This window comes from Tunturiibacter gelidiferens, from assembly GCF_014201335.1.
Classification (GTDB): Bacteria; Acidobacteriota; Terriglobia; order Terriglobales; family Acidobacteriaceae; genus Edaphobacter; species Edaphobacter lichenicola_E.
On record NZ_JACHEB010000013.1, the window covers coordinates 39,720 to 57,233 of the forward strand.

Genomic DNA, 17,514 nt, shown 5'->3' on the forward strand with positions numbered 1-17,514 from the left:
GCGAACGTACGTACCGGGACTTTAGATTTTTGCCTATAGAATGAGTCGCATGCCAACCTTCGCTGCCGTGGACATCGGAGAGAACCGGTGCGCTTGAACGGTATTAGAATCGCTCCCTTTTTGTTGGCCTCCATGGCCTGCGCGCAGACTACCTTTCACTTCACCGAGAAACCGGGTCCACATGCGGTGGGTCTTAAGGTCGTTGAACAGTACGATACTTCGCGAACCTATCGGCCCGCGACCAATGAGCTTGGCAAGCCACTGAACGGAGAACGTTCGCGACCGCTTCAGACGCTTATCTGGTATCCCGCACAATCAACTTCTGAGAAGGCGATGACCGTAGGCGACTATGCCCAGTTGGCGGCGACCGAGACCAGCTTCGGCAAACCCGACTTGTCGCCTGATTGGAAGGAGTGGATTGACGGGATAAAGCCTACGCTGAAAGACGCCATGTGGTCTCGACGCGATGCGCCGCTTGCCGCAGGACGCTTTCCGGTTGTGATCTACGCGCCGAGCTTCTCTTCGATGTCGTGGGAGAACGCGGACCTGTGCGAGTATCTTGCGAGCCACGGATATGTTGTGATCGCAAGCCCTGATATGGGCACTACGACTCGCGATATGTCGGGTGACGTAGCCGGCGTGCGCACGCAGGCTCGCGATATCTCCTTTCTTATCGGATACGCTCAGACGTTACCTGACACCGATATGTCAGAGGTCGCAGTAGCAGGCTTTTCGTGGGGAGGGCTTTCGAATCTCTTTGCCGCTGCGCAAGATTCGCGAATTGATGCGCTTGTGGCACTCGACGGTTCGATGCGTTACTTTCCTGGACTCATCAAGGATTCGGGAGATGTGCACCCTGACGACATGACTCTTCCGTTGCTGTTCTTTACGCAGGGTGAGATCTCGCTTGAAAATATCGAACGGAATCATTCTGGTCCTTCGCAGACAGGCCCCAACGCTCTTAACGCGTGGACGCATGGCGACCTTATCACGGTTCACGATCTTGCTCTGACGCACACGGAACACAGCTCGATGTTTCAACGAAACGAAGATATCTGGAAGGGCTACGCCGAGGCGCAAAAGGGAGATTACAGCCGCGAAGACGGAATCATTGGCTATGCCTGGATATCGCGTTATACGGTCAATTTTCTCGACGCTTACCTAAAGCATGATGCGACTGCGCTCGCTTTTTTGAAGAAGACGCCAGCGGAGAACGGAGCACCGCCGCACTTGCTGAAAGTGGATTTTCGGGCCGCGAAGGGAATACCAGCATCGCTTGATTCATTTCGCGCAGAGCTGGGGCGGCTGGGGTTCGATCATGCCTCTGAGATCTACGCATCGATGAAAGAGGAGAAGCCGGATTTCAAACTCGACGAGAGCGCGATGAATGACTGGGCGTATCACCTCATGCAAAGTGGGCACCTGTCTGAAGCGACTGCGCTGATCAAGCTTAATATCCAGAATTACCCTGATTCGAGTAGCTCCTATACGACTCTCGGTGAGATTTATGCGAGGTCGGGTGATAAGCAGTTGGCTCGTGAGAACTACAACAAAGCGCTGAAGAAGGACCCGAATAACTCTGAGGCTACGGAAAAGCTCAAGGAGCTTGATGCTCCAGTGCCTGTAGCGAAGTAGTGCGTTGTCCGCGCGAGAGACGATGGATTGCGACTGCAGGTGTTCGCCGCGAGATTATGGCGGAGTGATGCGGACGGAGTTGGCTCGGCAGGAGCGGATGGAGCCGCATGGGGTGGCTTGGGCGTGCTTGTCGAGGCAGACCTCGACGGCGGTAAGGTAGTTGTTGCCGCAGCTGATCGCGAGGCTGGCGGCGGGGATCGAGGGGTTCGCAGTCTGGAAGAGGTCGATGAGCTGGTTGGGGGTGAGGGAGATCTGGTGGTCGAGCTGGGCGAGCGTCGGCGGGATGGAGAAAGATTTGTAGGCGGTGCGGGCGAGGGTGAAGAAGGCGTCGGGGGAGAGGCCGGAGCAGGTGCCGTGGGTGCGCCACTCGTGACGGAGGAGACCGGGGTCGGGGTAGATATCGGAGAAGGAAGATGGATTGCGTGGGCCGGGGTCCGTGGAGCAGTTTTGCGGATAGCCACCGTTGGTGTTCTGGGGCCAGAGGCCGTGGAGGACGAAGGCTGGGCGCTGGGTGCACTCGGTTGCGTTGGGATGCGAGTGGCAGAACTCGGGCGACCAGGAGAGGTTGAGGAGGTAGTAGTCGAAGGGCTGGGCGGCGGTTGCAGGTTCGATCGTCTGCGCTGCTGCCGCAGTGGGGCGGGGGGTAGGCTCAGGCGTTGGCCGAGGGGGCGGGTTGCAGGCGGTGAGGAGAAGAAGGATCAGAAGCGAGGGCGCGGCTTTCTTCTTCATAGTGGGAGAAGGATAGCGTTTGTGAGGGGATCACGCCAGCGAAGGACCGATGCGTTGGTTCTGCATTTCTGTCTTCGGAGGCAGTGGTCAGGGCTTGTCATTCGTTCGCCTTATCGGGGCGCGGACTGCGTCCGTCCGTTTTATTGGAATATTTTTGAATCGAAAAATGACGGCGTATTCTGCATATAGAATGGCGTGTTTCGCATATCAGGGACCTGCGGTGAAGGTCTACATTTGAACCATGTACAACGCAAAAGCATTCTCTGCTGCCAGTGCGTCATCGCCGCTTGCATCCACTACGATCGCGCGGCGCGATCCAACCGAAACAGACGTGCAGATTGAGATTCTCTTCTGTGGAATCTGTCACTCTGATCTGCACCAGGCCCGTAATGAGTGGAGCGGTGTAATGCCCACGGTTTACCCCTGCGTTCCGGGCCACGAGATTGTAGGGCGTGTGACCAAGACCGGCTCCGCTGTGAAGAAGTTCAAGACCGGCGACGTTGTCGCGGTTGGCTGCATGGTCGATTCCGACGGTACGTGCGAGGAGTGCAAGGCGGGTCTGGAGCAGTTCTGCCACAACTTAACGCTCACCTACAACTTTCCTGACAAGCATACGAACGGCGTCACGTATGGAGGCTACTCGGACAGCGTTGTTGTGGACGAGCGATTTGTCCTGAGAGTGCCGGACAATCTTGATCCTGCAGGCGCTGCGCCTCTGCTCTGCGCGGGAATCACCACCTTCTCTCCGTTGCACCACTGGGGTGTGACGAAGGGCAAGAAGGTCGGTGTTGTGGGCCTTGGCGGCCTTGGCCACATGGGTGTGAAGTTCGCTCATGCGCTGGGTGCGCACGTCGTGTTGTTTACGGCCTCGCCTAACAAGAAGGACGATGCTCTTCGCCTGGGAGCGGATGAGGTTGTGGTCTCTCGCAATGCCGATGAGATGGCGAAGCATGCTGGTAGCTTCGACTTCATCCTAGATGCTGTTTCGGCTGACCACGATATCAACGCGTATTTGAATCTGCTGCGTCGCGATGGGAATCTCTGCCTGGTGGGCGCACCTGAGAAGCCGTTGGCGGTGTCTGCATTCGGCCTGCTATTCGGTCGCAAGAGCCTGTCGGGTTCGCCGATCGGAGGCATCGCGGAGACTCAGGAGATGCTTGATTTCTGCGGCAAGAACAACATTACTTCTGACGTGGAGATCATTCCGATTCAGAAGGTCAACGACGCTTATGAGAGGTTGCTGAAGTCTGACGTGAAGTACCGGTTCGTGATCGATATGGCATCTCTGAAGGGCGGGGCGTAGTTTTCGATGAGTAAGCACTTTCGGGTTCCCGGCCGTCTGTCGTCGAAGTTGAAAGAGTCGGGAGTTCATGTGTCTTCTGTATTGCAGAGTGCGGGGTTGCCTTCGGGCCTGCTCGATCAACCTCGCGTTCTCGTAACGACAGAAGAGTTTTTTGCGCTGTGGCGGGGGATCGGGCAGGTAAGTCCGGACCCCGCCATTGGGCTTGCGTTGGGCACGGCGGAGAAGTCGGAACACTTCGATCCGGTAGTGCTCGCTGCTCTTTCGGCGGGCAATTTTGGCGAGGCGATGCGGCAGATCGCCCGGTACAAACAACTCTCCTGCCCGGAAGAGGTTGTGCTTGAGCCGGGGGATCAGGAGTGGACGATCCAGTTTCGCTGGCTGCTGGCGAATGAAGAGGAGCCTGCGGTGCTGACCGATCTCTGTTTCGCGTGGGTGCTTTCGATTGCGCGGCATGGCACGGGAATGCGGATTTCGCCGGTGCGTCTTGAACTGCAACGACCGCGTGCGAGTGCAAGATCGCTCGAGCGACACTTTGGCTGTCCGGTTGTGTTTGGCGCGGCGCGAAATGCGATTGTGTTTCGTGCGGCGGACGCTGAGCTACGCTTTGTGACTCGCAATGCGGAACTTCTGGCGATGCTTGCGCCGCAACTGGACGAAGACTTGAAGCAGCATAAGGGCGAGGAGAGTTTTCCTGAGCGCGTTCGCGCGACGATTCAGCGGAAGCTGACGGGCAGTCGTCCCAAGATGGGGGAGATCGCCCGTGAGCTTCATATCAGCTCTCGGACTCTGCAGCGGCGGTTGCAGGATGCGGGCTTGAACTTTCAGAAGGCGTTGGAGGAGGCGCGGCATCAGCTGGCGCGGCACTATCTTACAAACTCTCTGTTGGAGTTGAGCGAGACAGCGCACTTGCTGGGCTATGAGGATTCGAACTCGTTTGTGCGGGCGTTTCGGGTGTGGGAGGGTGTTCCGCCGGCGCACTGGCGGGGAGCGCAGCGAGAGAAGGCTCTTTCTTAGATTCTGCGCGGGCTGGGTGAAGGTCGGTTGTGGGGCTGGTCGGTTAGGCTGGTGGGATGGCTTTGTTTTGCGATGTTGCTTTGCCGGTGCCTTTGGACCAGACGTTTACCTATGCGGTGAACGGTGTGGTGCCAGTCGTGGGCGCGCGGGTGCTGGTGCCGTTCAGCGGGCAGAGGCTGATGGGTGTGGTGGTGAGGGTGCATGAGGATGCGCCGGTGGAGGAGTTTGAGATCAAGCCGGTGCAGCAGGTGCTCGATGACGCCGCGCTGCTGCCGGAAGAGTTGATGAAGCTCGCGGGATGGATCGCGCAATACTATGTCGCGCCTCTGGGTGAAGTGCTGCGGGGGATGTTACCGCTGGCGGCGGAGGTGAAGCGGCACTTTTCTTATCGGATCGCTGAGCAGGGGAGGAAGGTGCTGTATGAGGGCGCGATGAAGGGTTCTTCGCGGCGGTCAAAGCTGACAGTGGAGGAACAGAATCGCGAGTACTCTGTGCTGAATTATTTGGAGGGTGGTGAGGCGGAGAAGATGTCGGCGCTGCGTTCGGCAACGGGGGCTAATAAAGGATTGCTGGAGGGGATGGTCAGGAAGAAGTGGCTGGTGCGCGAGGTGGTGGCGGAGGAGCGAGACGCGCGGCGGTTGGAGAAGGTGGCGGTGCTGGTTGCTGAGGCCCGGCTGCCGAAGTTAAATGAAAATCAGACAGCAATTCTGGCAGAGCTTGCGGCGGTGGGTGGGCGAATGCGGGTGCGGGATCTGCGGCTGAGTTTGACGCGTGCAGGAGTGCCGGAGTCTACGTTGGGGACGCTGGTGAAGCGTGGACTGGTGGTGGTGGAGGAAGTTGCGGAGGAGTTTCACCTGGGCGGCGTGGGGGTGCAGGGGAAGAAGCATGCGCATGAACACGCTTTGAATGAAGCGCAGATGGAAGCGCTCGGGACGATTGCGGCGGCGATGGAGAAGGGTGGGTTTCGGCCGCATCTGCTCTACGGAATTACGGGAAGCGGGAAGACCTCGGTTTATTTTGCTGCGATGCAGAGGGCTTTGGATGCGGGGAAGTCGGCGTTGTTGCTGGTGCCCGAGATTGGATTGACGCCCGCGATGGCGGGGCAGATGGTCGCGGCGTTTGCGGGCGAGGTGGCGCTACTGCACTCGCAACTGACGCCGGATGAGCGGGCTGAGCAGTGGCACAGGATTCGGCGGGGCGAGGCGAGGATCGTGGTGGGGACGCGGTCGGCTGTGTTTGCGCCGATGGTGGACCTGGGATTGATCATCGTCGACGAGGAGCACGACTCGAGCTACAAGCAGGAGGAGACGCCGCGGTATCACGGACGCGATGTTGCGGTGATGCGGGCGAAGTTCAATGAGGCGGTGGTGGTGCTGGGGTCGGCGACGCCGTCGCTTGAGAGCTGGTCGAATGCGGAGAAGGGTCGGTACGCTCTGGTGGAGATGCGCGCGCGTGTGGCGGACAGGCCGATGCCGCTGGTGGAGTTGGTGGATATGCGGGAGGAGTTTCGCGAGACGGGGCAGGAACAGATCTTTTCGCGGAGGCTTATTGAAGAGACGCAGGCTACGTTGGACCGTGGAGAGCAAGTGATTTTGTTGCTGAACCGGCGGGGGTATTCGTCGACGGTGCTGTGCCGCAGTTGCGGGGAGAAGATCGAGTGCGAGAACTGCGCGGTGTCGATGACTTATCACAAGCCCGTAAGCGGCAACGATGCGATTGCGCAGCCGGGACAGCGGTTAGAGTGTCACTACTGTGGGTCGCGTAGGCCGGTGCCGAAGGCTTGTCCGAAGTGCGAGAGCGAACATCTTTATTTTCTTGGAGCGGGATCGCAGCAGGGAGAGGAGCGGCTCCAGGAGCTGTTTCCGACGGCGCGGATTGGGCGAATGGATCGCGATACCGTGCGCGGGAGGAGCGACATGGAGCGGCTGCTGGCAAGGCTTCATGGAGGCGAGATCAACCTGCTGGTGGGCACGCAGATGATCGCCAAGGGGCATGACATTCATGGAGTGACGCTGGTGGGAGTGATTGGGGCGGACTTTGCGTTGGGGCTGCCGGACTTTCGTGCGGCAGAGCGGGTGTTTCAACTGCTGACGCAGGTCTCAGGCAGGGCCGGGCGTGGGGATCTGATCGGGAAGGTGCTGGTGCAGACCTATCATCCTGATCACTACGCGATTCAGTTTGCGGCCAAGCATGACTATCCGGGGTTTGTTGCGAAGGAGATGCAGTACAGGCGGTGGATGCACTATCCGCCGTTTGCGGTGCTTGCGAACGTGGTAATACAGAGCGAGAAGCTGGAGGAAGCTACAGCGTGGGCGGGAACGTTGGGGCGGTGGTTTCAAAAAGCCCGGCTGGATAAGGTGAGGGTGCTGGGTCCGGCCGCCGCGCCGATTGTGAAGTTGAAGCGGATCTATCGTTTTCACTTTGTATTGAAGGCGGAGCGGCGGCAGACGCTGGGCGAGACGCTGCGGGCGATGCTTGCGTATGCCGAGACGCAGGGAATCGCGCGTCGGAACCTTGTGGTCGACGTGGATGCGGTTCACCTGATGTGACCCTGCATCGACTGCGTTGAAATGTTGGGGAGGTTTGTTGCGAACAACCCGGTCGCTGTCGCGGCGGGTGGTTGATGAGGTGCTTAGTCGAGCAGGTGGAGCTCTTTGCCCGGCTTGAAGCGGACTGCTTTGCCTGGAGCGATGGTGACTTCGGCTCCGGTCCGTGGGTTGCGACCGATTCCGGTTTTGCGCGGCTTGACGGTAAATACACCAAATCCGCGGAGTTCAATGCGGTCGCCCGCAATGAGAGTCGCCTTCATGCTTTCAAAGATCGCATCGACAGCCGACTCTGCTTTTGTCCTTGGAAGGCCGGTTCTTTCTACCACCCTCTGTATGAGATCCTGCTTAATCATTTGGGCCGCCCTTGGGCTGTAATTTTTTGAAGCTGGGTGCTGACCTGGTAGTACGGTGATGTTAGAAACTCAGACTCAGATTGTCAACGAAAGAACGCTACCGTAAGATGAAGAATCTAATGACGCAATGGGACCTGGGAGACCAACGCACCCAATTTACACCCTTCTGCGACAATTAGGGATACCACCTTCTGCGACAATTGAAGAAATTTCAAAAAGCAGGACCGAAGGGGAACACCAGAGTGGCAATTAAAAGCGACCGTTGGATTCGCCAGCAGGCGAACGAACACGGAATGATCTCTCCATTTAGCGAAAAACAGGTTCGAGAGGGTGTTATCTCGTATGGGCTCTCTTCTTACGGTTACGACCTGAGGGTCTCGGACGAGTTCAAGATCTTTACCAACGTCAACAGCGCGATCATTGACCCGAAAGCCTTTGACGAGCGCTCGTTTGTGACGGTGCAGGCCGATAGCGTGATCGTTCCTCCGAACTCGTTTGCGCTGGCTCGGTCGATTGAATACTTCAAGATTCCTCGCGATGTGCTCACGATCTGCGTTGGTAAGTCCACATATGCGCGATGCGGAATTATCGTAAACGTGACGCCATTCGAGCCGGAGTGGGAGGGTTTTGTGACGCTCGAGATTTCGAACACAACTCCGCTGCCAGCTCGGGTTTATGCAAACGAAGGGCTGTGTCAGATTTTGTTCTTTCAGTCCGATGAGGTCTGTGAGGTGAGTTACGCGGACCGTAAAGGAAAGTATCAAAATCAGCAGGGAATCGTTTTGCCGAAGTTGTAGACGGGTTACGATCTTCTGAAGCGCTGATGACGGCCTACTAAATGCAGGATGCTGAGTAAAGGGGCTGCGCAGTCGATGAAGAACAAGAAGGTTAAGAAGGACAAGGGGGGTCTGCGCGTCGGTCTTGTGGCGGCAGATCCAATGCGGGTTTTGGGCTTGCAGACGATCTTCCCCGACGGGGGCACGGTGGAGATCGTTCCTCTGTCGGTCCCGGGGGCGCTCGATGCGTCGGGCGTATCGCTGATCCTGATCGATTCGGCTTGTACGGAGCACATCTTCGAGCTGCTGGAGACGTTTCGTAGAAGCCGTCCGCGGTTCAGGGTAATCGTGCTGGGTCTTGATGAGAGCCACGATCATATCCAACGCATTATTGGCGCCGGGGCGAAGGGATATCTGGCCCATTCTGCCAAGGAAAGCGAGATCCGGATGGCTATCGATATTGTTCAGGATGGGTCGGTGTGGGCTCCGCGCAAGGTGATGGCGCGGTTGCTGGAGTCGACTTCGGCAGAATCAAAGGCGACTGCCAAGCCCGCGAAGGCGCCTAAGTTCACCAAGCGGGAGCTGGAGGTGCTGCGGTTACTGGCCGCGGGACATCCTAATCCGGCAATCGGCCGTGCGCTTGGGATCGACGTGAATACCGTAAAGAAGCATGTCGGCAACCTGATGCGGAAGGTGGGGGTTGATAACCGGATCGCGTTGTCGGTTCAGGTGGTAAACGAGAAGCTGTTGCTGAAGCAGTTAACCTAGATTCTGTTGAAGAATTTGGTCGCGTGGCGCTTCCCCTTTTGCTGAATTTCTATTAAGTGTTGGTAAAGATCCAGTTACGCTAATTTCGGCGCTCAGTTTCTGTTAACTATTGAGTTAACAAAACCTGCTCAAAGGTGTACCCACCTTCGTACCGTTGTGATCGAAGGTAATGTGGGGCAAAGTACTAACAAGCAACACAGACCTGGGAGAGGGGTTGTAGAGATAGCGTCGGAGTTCTACCGACATTATCTCTACAACCCCCATTTTTTTGCGTGTGTGTGTTGTGTATCGGCGTATGCTAATCCCGTCGCGCAGGGGTACAACCTCGAACGATTTTTCCCCGTCTTATATATTGTTGGAAATAGGCAGTTTGTTGGGCCCCCCTCCAAAATATAGAACGATTAGACGTGAAAGGGATAACGATAATGCTCAAGAAAATTTCAGTGGCTGTGTGTGGCTTGGCGATGATTGCTGGTTCTCTGTCGGCACAGGCGCAGAGTGATAAGGCGAAGATAGCGGACCGTTTTACGGCTGCGGGGCTGGTGATTGACCAAATCATGGCGACACCGGATAAGTCGATTCCAGGCGGCATTCTAGCCGGAGCTTCCTGCGTTGTGGTGATTCCTAGCTACAAGAAGGGCGCGTTCGTTGTCGGTGCCCAGTATGGACAGGGCGTTGCGACGTGCCGTACGCCAAGTGGAAAGTGGAGCGCCCCGGTATGTGTTCAGTTGGCCGGTGGCAGCTTTGGATTCCAAATCGGCGGACAGGCAACCGACCTGGTGCTGATCGCGATGAATCAGCAGGGTCTGCAGGCCATGCTGAAGAACAAGTTCAAGCTGGGCGCGGATGCTGCGGCTTCGGCGGGACCTGTGGGACGTAATGCACAGGCTGGCACGGACTGGAAGCTCAATGCAGAGTTCCTGACTTATTCGCGCAGCAAGGGATTGTTTGCGGGTATTGATCTGGATGGCACGGTGTTGTCGCAGAACCAGGATGACACACGCGCTCTGTATGGATCGGATGTTCAGTTCGAACAGATTCTCGGCGGCAAGCAGGTGACGCCGGTCGAGGCTCGTCCTTTTGTCCGTACGGTGGCCAAGTACTTTGTCGCTGCTCGAAATAAGTAACGAAGTTCCTGTTTGATTGCAGAGGGGCGGCTCATGGCCGTCCCTTCTTGTTTTTACTGCGGCAGGGGTTGGAATCGGTAGACTAGAGGCTTGAGCAAAGTCACGCAAAAAGAGGAGATTGACGCGGACGTAACCTTCCGCGAACGGGTTGAGTTTGCCGTCGTATGGTTGGCGGTCCACTTCATGCGGTTGCTTCCGTGGGGATTTGCCAGGTTGGTCGGCACAGGGATCGCTGGGATTGCGTTTCACCTGTTGGGTCGGCTGCGGGGAGTGGGGACGCAGAATCTGAAGCTTGCATTTCCGGAAATGCCGGAAGGGGAGCGAGAGAAGATTTTGCGGTCGGTATACCGCAATTTGGGGAGGCTGCTGGCGGAGTTCTGCCTGATGCCGGGATATACGCCGGAGGGGGCGAGCCGGTTTATTCGCTATGAGGGGCTCGAGAACTATCTGGCGGCCCGCAAGCGCGGGAAGGGCGTGTTGGTGTTGACCGGACACCTGGGGGCGTGGGAACTGTCGAGTTTTTATCACTCGCTGATGGGGATGCCGATGGGGATGGTGATTCGCCGGCTGGATAATCGATTGGTGGATGAGTTTGTGAACCGCATTCGATGTCTGCATGGCAATCGGGTAATTCATAAAGATGACTTTGCGCGGGGGCTGATTGCGTCGATGCGAGCGGGCGAGACCGTAGGGATTCTGATGGACACGAATATGACTCCGCCGCAAGGGGTGTTTGTGCCGTTCTTTGGAGTGGAGGCGTGTACGGCATCGGGGATGGCGCGAATTGCGGCGAAAACAGGCTCGGCGGTGGTACCGGGGTTTCTGTTGTGGGAGGAGAGCGAGCAGAAGTACGTGCTGCGCTTTGCCAAAGAGCTTGAGGTGGTTTGTACTGGGGATTCTGAAACGGATGTAGTTACAAATACTGCGGCGTTTACTGCGGCGATTGAGCGGACGATCCGGCAGTATCCTGATCAGTGGCTGTGGATGCATAGGCGATGGAAGACGCGGCCGCCGGGAGAAGAGGGAATCTACTGATGGCGACGATGAGCAAAGTAGCGGATTGGGTTGGGGTGAGCGCACCGCTGCTGGAGGTGGAGGTTGCGGCGGTTTCAAGCATCGAGAGCGCGCAGGAGAACTCGGTTGTGTTCGCCGTCGAGGGCGAGACGCTTGGGCGCGCGTTGGCGTCGAAGGCTGGTGTGATTCTTGCCAGCAGAAAGCTAGAGTCGGCGGACCTTCCGCTCGATCCGCGGGTCTTGTGGGTGAAGGATGCCAGGTATGCCTTTGCGGTGGTGGCGCGCAGGCTTGCCGGCGCTGGTGTGCGCGAGGGAGTGCATGCTTCGGCGGTGGTGGGACAGAAGGTAACGATTGGCGTAGGGACTTCAGTTGGCCCCGGCGCTGTGCTCGGAGATGGCGTGATGATTGGGAGTGGTTGCGAGATTGGTCCGCGGGTGACCATCTACGCGGGGACGGTGTTGGGCGATCACGTGGTAGTGCAGGCGGGTGCGGTGCTGGGGTCAACGGGGTTTGGATATGTGCGCAGCGACGAGACGGGGGAGTACCTGATCTTTCCGCAGCAGGGAAAGCTGATCGTCGAAAACGATGTGGAGATTGGTGCGAATACGACGATCGATCGTGGAGCGCTGGGCGAGACGCGAATCGGGCGGGGGACGAAGATCGATAATCTCGTGCACATTGGACACAACTGCGTGATCGGAAAGAACGTGATCATCGCGGCGCAGACCGGGATCTCGGGGTCGAGCGTGGTCGAGGATGGTGCGATTCTTGGTGGGCAGGTTGGGATTGGAGAGCACGCAACGGTTGGTGCTGGCGTGATTCTCGGCGGTGGGGCCGGGGTGCTGAGTGGGAAGAAGATGCGAGGGCCTGGAGAGGTCTTCTGGGGAAGGCCGGCGCGGCCCTTGAAGGAGTATCTGCGGGATCTGGCGAGGTTGAAGCACAGGTGATGCGCGGCGGATTGGTGTGGTGAGTGATGGCGATTGTTGTGGTCGGCGGGCATACGCGAAATATCGGCAAGACGAGCGTGGTGGCGGGGCTGATCGCCGCGATACCGGAGATGCATTGGACCGCGTTTAAGATTACGCAGTTTGGCCATGGGATGTGCTCGGCAAACGGGGAGCCGTGTGACTGCGAAACGGCGGAGCATACGGTTGCAGTGAGTGAGGAGCGTGTCGGTGGGGACGCTAAAACTGACTCCGGACGGTATCTGGCGGCGGGAGCGGTGCGGTCGTTCTGGGTGAGGACTCGGGCTGGAGACTTGTCGGAGGCGATGCCGCGCATTCGAAAAGAGATTGAACGAGCGGAGAACGCAGTGATCGAGTCGAACAGCATCATGCGATTTCTAGGACCTGATCTTTACCTGAGCGTGCTCGATCCCGAGACGGCGGACTTCAAAGAGTCGGCGAAGTATTTTCTGGATAGGGCCGACGCGGTGCTGGTTGTGGAAGGTGTCCTGGGAAGGCCCGAGTGGAAGGGAGTTTCGTTGAAACTGGTGGCGGGCACCCCGGTGCTGGCAATGCGCCCGCCGGTTTATGTGACTGAGGAAGTTGTGAGATTTGTGAGAGAGCGACTGCGGACCAGGGCCGCCGTCTAATTTGTGTCCAAAACAAAAGAGCCGCAGGCTGGGATCGCCTGCGGCTCTTGTTTGGTGCGGATGGTTAAGGTTATGCGATGTTGCCGTTGAGACCACTTGGGAAGAACGCTCCCTGAAAGGACGTGGCGGTCGCGGGATTTCCTGTGACGATCGCCAGGATCTGGGTAGTACTGCGACCGAAGCCCAAAGCGTTGACGTCAGTATCAGCAATCGTGGATGCCGTAAAGGACGCCGACGAACCATTGAGACTGACCGCAGTGGTCTGGACTCCCTGATCGTCTGCCGTCAAGTTGGCAAACGTCGTGAAGGGACTCGTGATTGGGTTCTTGGGATCGGGATTCGCCAGCGAGGAGCGAGCTGCCGAGATCGCCTGTGTATAGCCGATGAGCGTTCCGACCGGTGCAAACTGAGCGGAAGCGTCTACGGCGTTGATTGTGGTGCGGACCAGGCCAGCGTGGTAGGCCTCGACCGCGTGAATCCCAACAGCCGCTGGGAGGATACCTGTCTTATCCGTGATCAGAGGAGCAGCGCCATGATAGGCCGTCACCCCAACATCCTCGAAGATGTAAGCGCCGATGAGGAAGTTCGCATCATTGGCGAAGGGATCGAAGGTGCTGCCGATGCCTGCCAGAGCTGCGAGTGCGTTGAACGAATCGAGCAGGTTGATGTCGGGCATCGACACTGCGACGGAACCGAGGGTCTTCTGCAGGAAGAGGACATGCTTGCCTTCTTCGGTGGCCGTCTCTGCCGCATACGACCGAATGATGGAAGATGAGAACGGAACCTTGGGGTTGGACTTGACGGTGACGCTACCAGCTGTTCCTCCGTTGACAGCGACAGGAATCGGTGTCGGGAGTTGGTCGATGGTGACGCCGGAGACGGCGAGGTTGTAAAACTGTGCTTCGAGGTACTCGAGGTTAAGAGCGAAGTTGAGGATGTCCTGATCGCCTGTGGTGGTCGACTGCGCCTGTGCTTTGGTTGTACCGCCAAAGGCCAGCGCGGCGAGAGCGGCGCCTCCCATGGTGAGCATCTTACGGCGGGTATTTACGATGATTTCGTCGAGCTGCTGTGTCTCTAGAGTTGCCATGATCTCTCCGTCCTTAGGATGCCGTTGTTGTGATGCTGCCGTTTAGGCCATTGGGAAAGAAGCCGCCTTTGGACAGGCCTGCTCCGCCACCCTTGCCGTACACAATGTGCAGGACCTGGTCGGTTGTGCGCGAGAATCCGATGGCATTGGTGGGATCAGCAGCAACGATGCTGGAGAGGCTGAGTGCGGTCTCGTTTCCTCCGCCAAGGGTGGCGCGAAGTGCAGAAACTGCGTTGGCGTCATTGAGGAAGGTTGCGTCGCCAGTGTTTGCCGCATTCCCCGCGATGAGGGTGCGGATCGTGCCAGCGTGGTAGGCCTCAGTCGCTTGGATGCCGGCTGCGCCTGAGAGAATAATATTGCTGATGAGCAAGGGAGCTGCACCGGCGTAGGCGGTAACGCCCACATCCTCGAACGTGAAGGCACCTACGAGGAAGCTGTTGGGATCGGCAAACGGGTTGAATGTCGCCGGATTGGTAATGCCAGCGGCGACCGCGAGTGGAGCAAAGAAGGTGAGATCGATTGCGGGGCGTGGAACAGGGGTGCCACTGTTTTTTGTGATCACACCCTGGAGATAGCGAACGTGATCGAGTTCCGTCTGGGCGAGCTCTGCGGCGAGTTGCGACTGAGCCGGCGTCGTCCATGGAACGGCAACAGTATTGGCCGGGACAATGGTGGTGCCTGCGCCGGCGAGTGCATCGGCTGTGGAGAGGCCAGAGCCGGTAGCGGCATACAGGTAGAACTCGGCCTCAAGATATTCGAGGTTGAGGGCGAAGTTCAGAATGTCGTTGTCGGGAATATCGAGCGGGGTCGGCGTCGGGGTTGGTGTTGGCGACGGCGTGGTTGTACTGCTGTTGCACCCAACTACGAGCGCTGCCGCCGCAGTCGTTCCTGCACCTGCCAGAAACTGACGACGTGACAGAGCCTTATCAATAAGGTCGTTTAGCTTTTTCTCCACAATTAACCTCTCCTTAGAACGTACTGCAGTTGCATCTATATTTTGATGACGTACGGAGGAGTGTAATGGATTTGAGGGAATATTGGGAATATTACTTAGATCGATTGAACCGGAATTAGTACTACGTCATCAATCAGACCGACTTCTTTTTGAACGAAGGGCTCTGCATAACGGACGCCAGCCAGCAGGCCGTAGTGACGGGCAGTAGCGAAGGTTCGTTCGCGAATCTCTTCTTCGGGAACGAACAGGCCGGTGCCTTCAGGTTGGGTGCCGTATTGCGAGCGATAGGCCAGCAGAGATTGCAGACGCTGTTCGGCGAAGGGCGTGATGTCGACCACAAAGCTGGGGCGCACGTCGGCATAGAGGCTGGCGTAAAGAATCTTGAAGGGCCGATGCGGAAGGTTAGATTCGCCTGGGGTTATTACTTTGGCGAGGCCGCTGACGAAGCAGGCTTCATAGCCCAACGTGGCGGTGGTGTAGTGGTCAGGGTGCCGGCCCTGCCAGTAGGGAAGAATGACGACACGGGGACGCAGACGGCGCAGGACGGCGGCCAGCTTTAGACGATTGACCAGCGTGTTTTCGACGTTGCCGTCGGGCAGGTCGAGCGCCTCGCGATGGGAAACATTGAGGATGCGTGCGGCGGAGTTGGCCTCGGCCTCGCGGTCGGCGGCGGTGCCGCGGGTGCCGGACTCTCCCTGCGTGAGATCGAGGATGCCGGTAGTCCAGCCACGGGCGTGCATCGCCAGCAGAGTGCCGCCGCAGGTTTGTTCGACGTCGTCGCGATGGGCTGCGATGGCAAGAATATCGAGTTGCTGGGGTGAGGACATAGGGTGAAGGGCTCAGGGTTTAGGGCTTTGAGGTAGGGCTCGGTTGGAGACGTCCTAAGCCCTGTTCCCTGAGCCCTTCATTTGCATTAGTTTGCTGCGTCGGTGACGGCGTCCATGTAGGCGACGTCGAGGGCTGTGCCCTGAACGATGATGTTCGCGTTGTTGATCTCAGAGCCGGCGGCGGGTGTTGTGCCAATGGCGGGATCGTTCGGGGCGGTGATCGTTCCGCCGGTGTAGAAGGCGTGGACCTGACCACCGTAGGCGGTGTAGACCTTGTGCTGACCCTGGACCCAGCAGAGGCCGGTCAGGTCGCCGTAGTAAAACTGGTTCTGGTTGGTGTTGGGATAAGGAACAACGACCGGCGAGGGTCCATTTTGTGTAACTGCCGGAACAATGGCAGCACTGATGCCGGTAGAGCCTGAGGGCAGGGTGACGACAGTGAGGCAGTTGTAGTTCGCAGTCTGGTCGGTGGCCTGTCCTGCTGCGATCTGTTGCGCGGCACGGGCTGCGCGCTCACCACTGGCGCATAACTGAGAGCCGATCCAGAGCGTGTTGTCGTCGGCAAGCAGGATCTTGGTGTGACTGCCGTCGGATATGGAGGTAGTGCTGGTGACGGTATTGGCGGCAAGACTGATGGTGGAAAGGTTGCCGGCGAAGAGACCATCGGGCTGGAGCTGTTGGCCAGCCACGTAGAGGGTCGTCCCGTCAGAGACCGCGGCTGTGACTCCGCCTTTGACTGGGACATTGGAGAGGAAGGAGTTTGGATTCTGCTGAGCTGGAGTGGTGCTGTCGGTGTAGCTATTGACCTGAAGCGCGCCGGGGGAGAGATAGGTGACGCTGGAGGTAGTTCCGCCGCACTCGGCACCGCAGTTGAGAACGTAAACGACGCTGCCGTCCAGCGAGACATAGGCTCCGACAGGACGGTCGAAGGTGCTTGCGGTGGGAGCGGCGGGATTCACGCTGTTCACCGGGATGACGCAGTAGATTGGCAGGTTGAAGGGCTGGCAGTCGACCGCGCCGATGCCTGCGATGGCTGCGGTCGAGGTGAGGTATTGGTTGGCGTTCAGCTTGATGACGCGATAGAGGGAGTTCGAGTTGCGAACCATGGCGAGTACGACCGTGTCGCCCGTGTTGACGACGACCTGAAAGACATTGGGCAGGTTGAGCGCGTAGGTCCTTCCGGTGGTGTTGTCGACAACGCCAAGCAGACCTGCACCCTCCTCGGCAGAGTAGACGTGGGCGAAGGTCGGCGGAACGGCGATGCTGGTGGACTTCGCGGGGAAGGGTCCGACAGGGCCGGATACGGCTTCTGTTCCGTAGTTAATCGCCTGTACGTCACCCAGCGTGTTGGAGTAGACGTAGCCGGTGATCTCTGAGGGGAAGTTGAGGATCAGATTCGGAAAGCCGGAGGAATAGCCGCTGATGGAGAACGACATTTTGGTGTTCTGTACGTTATTGCGGAGATCGCGGTTGGCATCGAGAATCTGCAGGCTGCCGGTGGTTCCACCGTTGGCTGTAACGCCGACCATGACGCGGGTGGCGAGCTTGCTGGGAGGAATGGGCCGGTTAGCGAAGGTAAATTGAGGAAACTTGTACAGCTGCTGACCGCAGGCTGTAAGTCCCAGCGTGACAGCGGCGATCAGGAGGCCGCAGAAGATCTGGGCACGGAGAGACTGGGTAGAGAGACTTCGATTCGTCAACGGTAACTAACTCCAACCTGAGCGCTGCGGCAAATATTTTTTAGGGGCCACCGGCTATGTGCCGAGTATAACAAAGGACGCGC

At 58.1% G+C, this 17,514-nt stretch carries 16 protein-coding genes; 10 read left to right on the forward strand and 6 right to left on the reverse strand.

Annotated elements, in window-relative coordinates; all coding sequences use genetic code 11:
* The first annotated feature begins 93 nt into the window (after positions 1 to 93).
* Positions 94 to 1,635 carry a tetratricopeptide repeat protein gene (locus tag HDF14_RS22330; protein WP_183980984.1) on the forward strand — a complete coding sequence of 514 codons (1,542 nt, stop codon included), beginning with the start codon at positions 94 to 96 and terminating at the stop codon, positions 1,633 to 1,635.
* A gap of 54 nt (positions 1,636 to 1,689) precedes the next feature.
* Here the strand turns inward: HDF14_RS22330 and HDF14_RS22335 are convergent, their stop codons facing one another.
* Positions 1,690 to 2,364, reverse strand: a complete 675-nt coding sequence (locus HDF14_RS22335; protein WP_183980985.1) for a ribonuclease T2 family protein — start codon at positions 2,362 to 2,364, stop codon at positions 1,690 to 1,692.
* A 241-nt stretch (positions 2,365 to 2,605) separates the two neighbouring features.
* Between HDF14_RS22335 and HDF14_RS22340 the strand changes: the two genes are divergently transcribed.
* From HDF14_RS22340 to priA, 3 genes are read left to right on the forward strand one after another with little or no spacing between them, the layout of a single operon-like run.
* On the forward strand, positions 2,606 to 3,667 hold the full coding sequence (locus tag HDF14_RS22340) for an NAD(P)-dependent alcohol dehydrogenase (protein ID WP_183980986.1): 1,062 nt from the start codon (positions 2,606 to 2,608) through the stop codon (positions 3,665 to 3,667).
* Between the two features lie 6 nt (positions 3,668 to 3,673).
* Positions 3,674 to 4,681, forward strand: coding sequence for an AraC family transcriptional regulator (locus HDF14_RS22345; RefSeq protein WP_183980987.1), 1,008 nt, complete (start codon positions 3,674 to 3,676; stop codon positions 4,679 to 4,681).
* 56 nt (positions 4,682 to 4,737) lie between these two features.
* Complete coding sequence (priA, locus tag HDF14_RS22350) at positions 4,738 to 7,230, forward strand: replication restart helicase PriA (RefSeq protein ID WP_183980988.1); 2,493 nt, start codon at positions 4,738 to 4,740, stop codon at positions 7,228 to 7,230.
* An 83-nt stretch (positions 7,231 to 7,313) separates the two neighbouring features.
* Here the strand turns inward: priA and HDF14_RS22355 are convergent, their stop codons facing one another.
* Positions 7,314 to 7,583, reverse strand: coding sequence for an HU family DNA-binding protein (locus HDF14_RS22355; protein ID WP_158943184.1), 270 nt, complete (start codon positions 7,581 to 7,583; stop codon positions 7,314 to 7,316).
* Positions 7,584 to 7,825: 242 nt separating this feature from the next.
* Between HDF14_RS22355 and dcd the strand changes: the two genes are divergently transcribed.
* From dcd to HDF14_RS22385, 6 genes are all read left to right on the forward strand, one after another.
* Positions 7,826 to 8,380, forward strand: a complete 555-nt coding sequence (dcd, locus tag HDF14_RS22360; protein ID WP_183980989.1) for a dCTP deaminase — start codon at positions 7,826 to 7,828, stop codon at positions 8,378 to 8,380.
* Positions 8,381 to 8,455: 75 nt separating this feature from the next.
* On the forward strand, positions 8,456 to 9,127 hold the full coding sequence (locus HDF14_RS22365; RefSeq protein WP_260698499.1) for a response regulator transcription factor: 672 nt from the start codon (positions 8,456 to 8,458) through the stop codon (positions 9,125 to 9,127).
* Positions 9,128 to 9,552: 425 nt separating this feature from the next.
* Positions 9,553 to 10,254 carry a lipid-binding SYLF domain-containing protein gene (locus tag HDF14_RS22370; RefSeq protein WP_183980991.1) on the forward strand — a complete coding sequence of 234 codons (702 nt, stop codon included), beginning with the start codon at positions 9,553 to 9,555 and terminating at the stop codon, positions 10,252 to 10,254.
* A 183-nt stretch (positions 10,255 to 10,437) separates the two neighbouring features.
* The gene (locus HDF14_RS22375; RefSeq protein WP_183981081.1) at positions 10,438 to 11,289 is read left to right on the forward strand and encodes a lysophospholipid acyltransferase family protein; all 852 of its coding nucleotides are present in this window, start codon (positions 10,438 to 10,440) and stop codon (positions 11,287 to 11,289) included.
* Positions 11,250 to 12,215 carry a UDP-3-O-(3-hydroxymyristoyl)glucosamine N-acyltransferase gene (lpxD, locus tag HDF14_RS22380; protein WP_260698500.1) on the forward strand — a complete coding sequence of 322 codons (966 nt, stop codon included), beginning with the start codon at positions 11,250 to 11,252 and terminating at the stop codon, positions 12,213 to 12,215. Before HDF14_RS22375 ends, lpxD begins: the two co-directional genes overlap by 40 nt.
* Positions 12,216 to 12,241: 26 nt before the next feature.
* Entirely contained in the window at positions 12,242 to 12,862 is a 621-nt protein-coding gene (locus HDF14_RS22385) for a hypothetical protein (RefSeq protein ID WP_183980992.1), read from the forward strand.
* Positions 12,863 to 12,932: 70 nt separating this feature from the next.
* On the opposite strand, the gene HDF14_RS22390 is transcribed toward HDF14_RS22385, so the two are convergent.
* The 4 genes from HDF14_RS22390 to HDF14_RS22405 all read right to left on the reverse strand — a co-directional run bounded on the left by HDF14_RS22390 (position 12,933) and on the right by HDF14_RS22405 (position 17,431).
* Positions 12,933 to 13,949, reverse strand: a complete 1,017-nt coding sequence (locus HDF14_RS22390; RefSeq protein WP_183980993.1) for a ferritin-like domain-containing protein — start codon at positions 13,947 to 13,949, stop codon at positions 12,933 to 12,935.
* Between the two features lie 13 nt (positions 13,950 to 13,962).
* Complete coding sequence (locus HDF14_RS22395) at positions 13,963 to 14,904, reverse strand: ferritin-like domain-containing protein (protein ID WP_183980994.1); 942 nt, start codon at positions 14,902 to 14,904, stop codon at positions 13,963 to 13,965.
* A gap of 95 nt (positions 14,905 to 14,999) precedes the next feature.
* On the reverse strand, positions 15,000 to 15,731 hold the full coding sequence (gene bshB1 / locus HDF14_RS22400) for a bacillithiol biosynthesis deacetylase BshB1 (RefSeq protein ID WP_183980995.1): 732 nt from the start codon (positions 15,729 to 15,731) through the stop codon (positions 15,000 to 15,002).
* Positions 15,732 to 15,817: 86 nt separating this feature from the next.
* Positions 15,818 to 17,431 carry a hypothetical protein gene (locus tag HDF14_RS22405; RefSeq protein WP_183980996.1) on the reverse strand — a complete coding sequence of 538 codons (1,614 nt, stop codon included), beginning with the start codon at positions 17,429 to 17,431 and terminating at the stop codon, positions 15,818 to 15,820.
* Between the last annotated feature and the right edge of the window lie 83 nt (positions 17,432 to 17,514).

Coding starts and splice junctions, on each gene's coding strand:
- HDF14_RS22335 (WP_183980985.1), bottom strand. CDS start 2,364: ATGAAGAAGAAAGCCGCGCCCTCGCTTCTGATCCTTCTTCTCCTCACC.
- HDF14_RS22340 (WP_183980986.1), top strand. CDS start 2,606: ATGTACAACGCAAAAGCATTCTCTGCTGCCAGTGCGTCATCGCCGCTT.
- HDF14_RS22345 (WP_183980987.1), top strand. CDS start 3,674: ATGAGTAAGCACTTTCGGGTTCCCGGCCGTCTGTCGTCGAAGTTGAAA.
- priA (WP_183980988.1), top strand. CDS start 4,738: ATGGCTTTGTTTTGCGATGTTGCTTTGCCGGTGCCTTTGGACCAGACG.
- HDF14_RS22355 (WP_158943184.1), bottom strand. CDS start 7,583: ATGATTAAGCAGGATCTCATACAGAGGGTGGTAGAAAGAACCGGCCTT.
- HDF14_RS22365 (WP_260698499.1), top strand. CDS start 8,456: ATGAAGAACAAGAAGGTTAAGAAGGACAAGGGGGGTCTGCGCGTCGGT.
- HDF14_RS22370 (WP_183980991.1), top strand. CDS start 9,553: ATGCTCAAGAAAATTTCAGTGGCTGTGTGTGGCTTGGCGATGATTGCT.
- HDF14_RS22375 (WP_183981081.1), top strand. CDS start 10,438: ATGCGGTTGCTTCCGTGGGGATTTGCCAGGTTGGTCGGCACAGGGATC.
- lpxD (WP_260698500.1), top strand. CDS start 11,250: ATGGAAGACGCGGCCGCCGGGAGAAGAGGGAATCTACTGATGGCGACG.
- HDF14_RS22385 (WP_183980992.1), top strand. CDS start 12,242: ATGGCGATTGTTGTGGTCGGCGGGCATACGCGAAATATCGGCAAGACG.
- HDF14_RS22390 (WP_183980993.1), bottom strand. CDS start 13,949: ATGGCAACTCTAGAGACACAGCAGCTCGACGAAATCATCGTAAATACC.
- bshB1 (WP_183980995.1), bottom strand. CDS start 15,731: ATGTCCTCACCCCAGCAACTCGATATTCTTGCCATCGCAGCCCATCGC.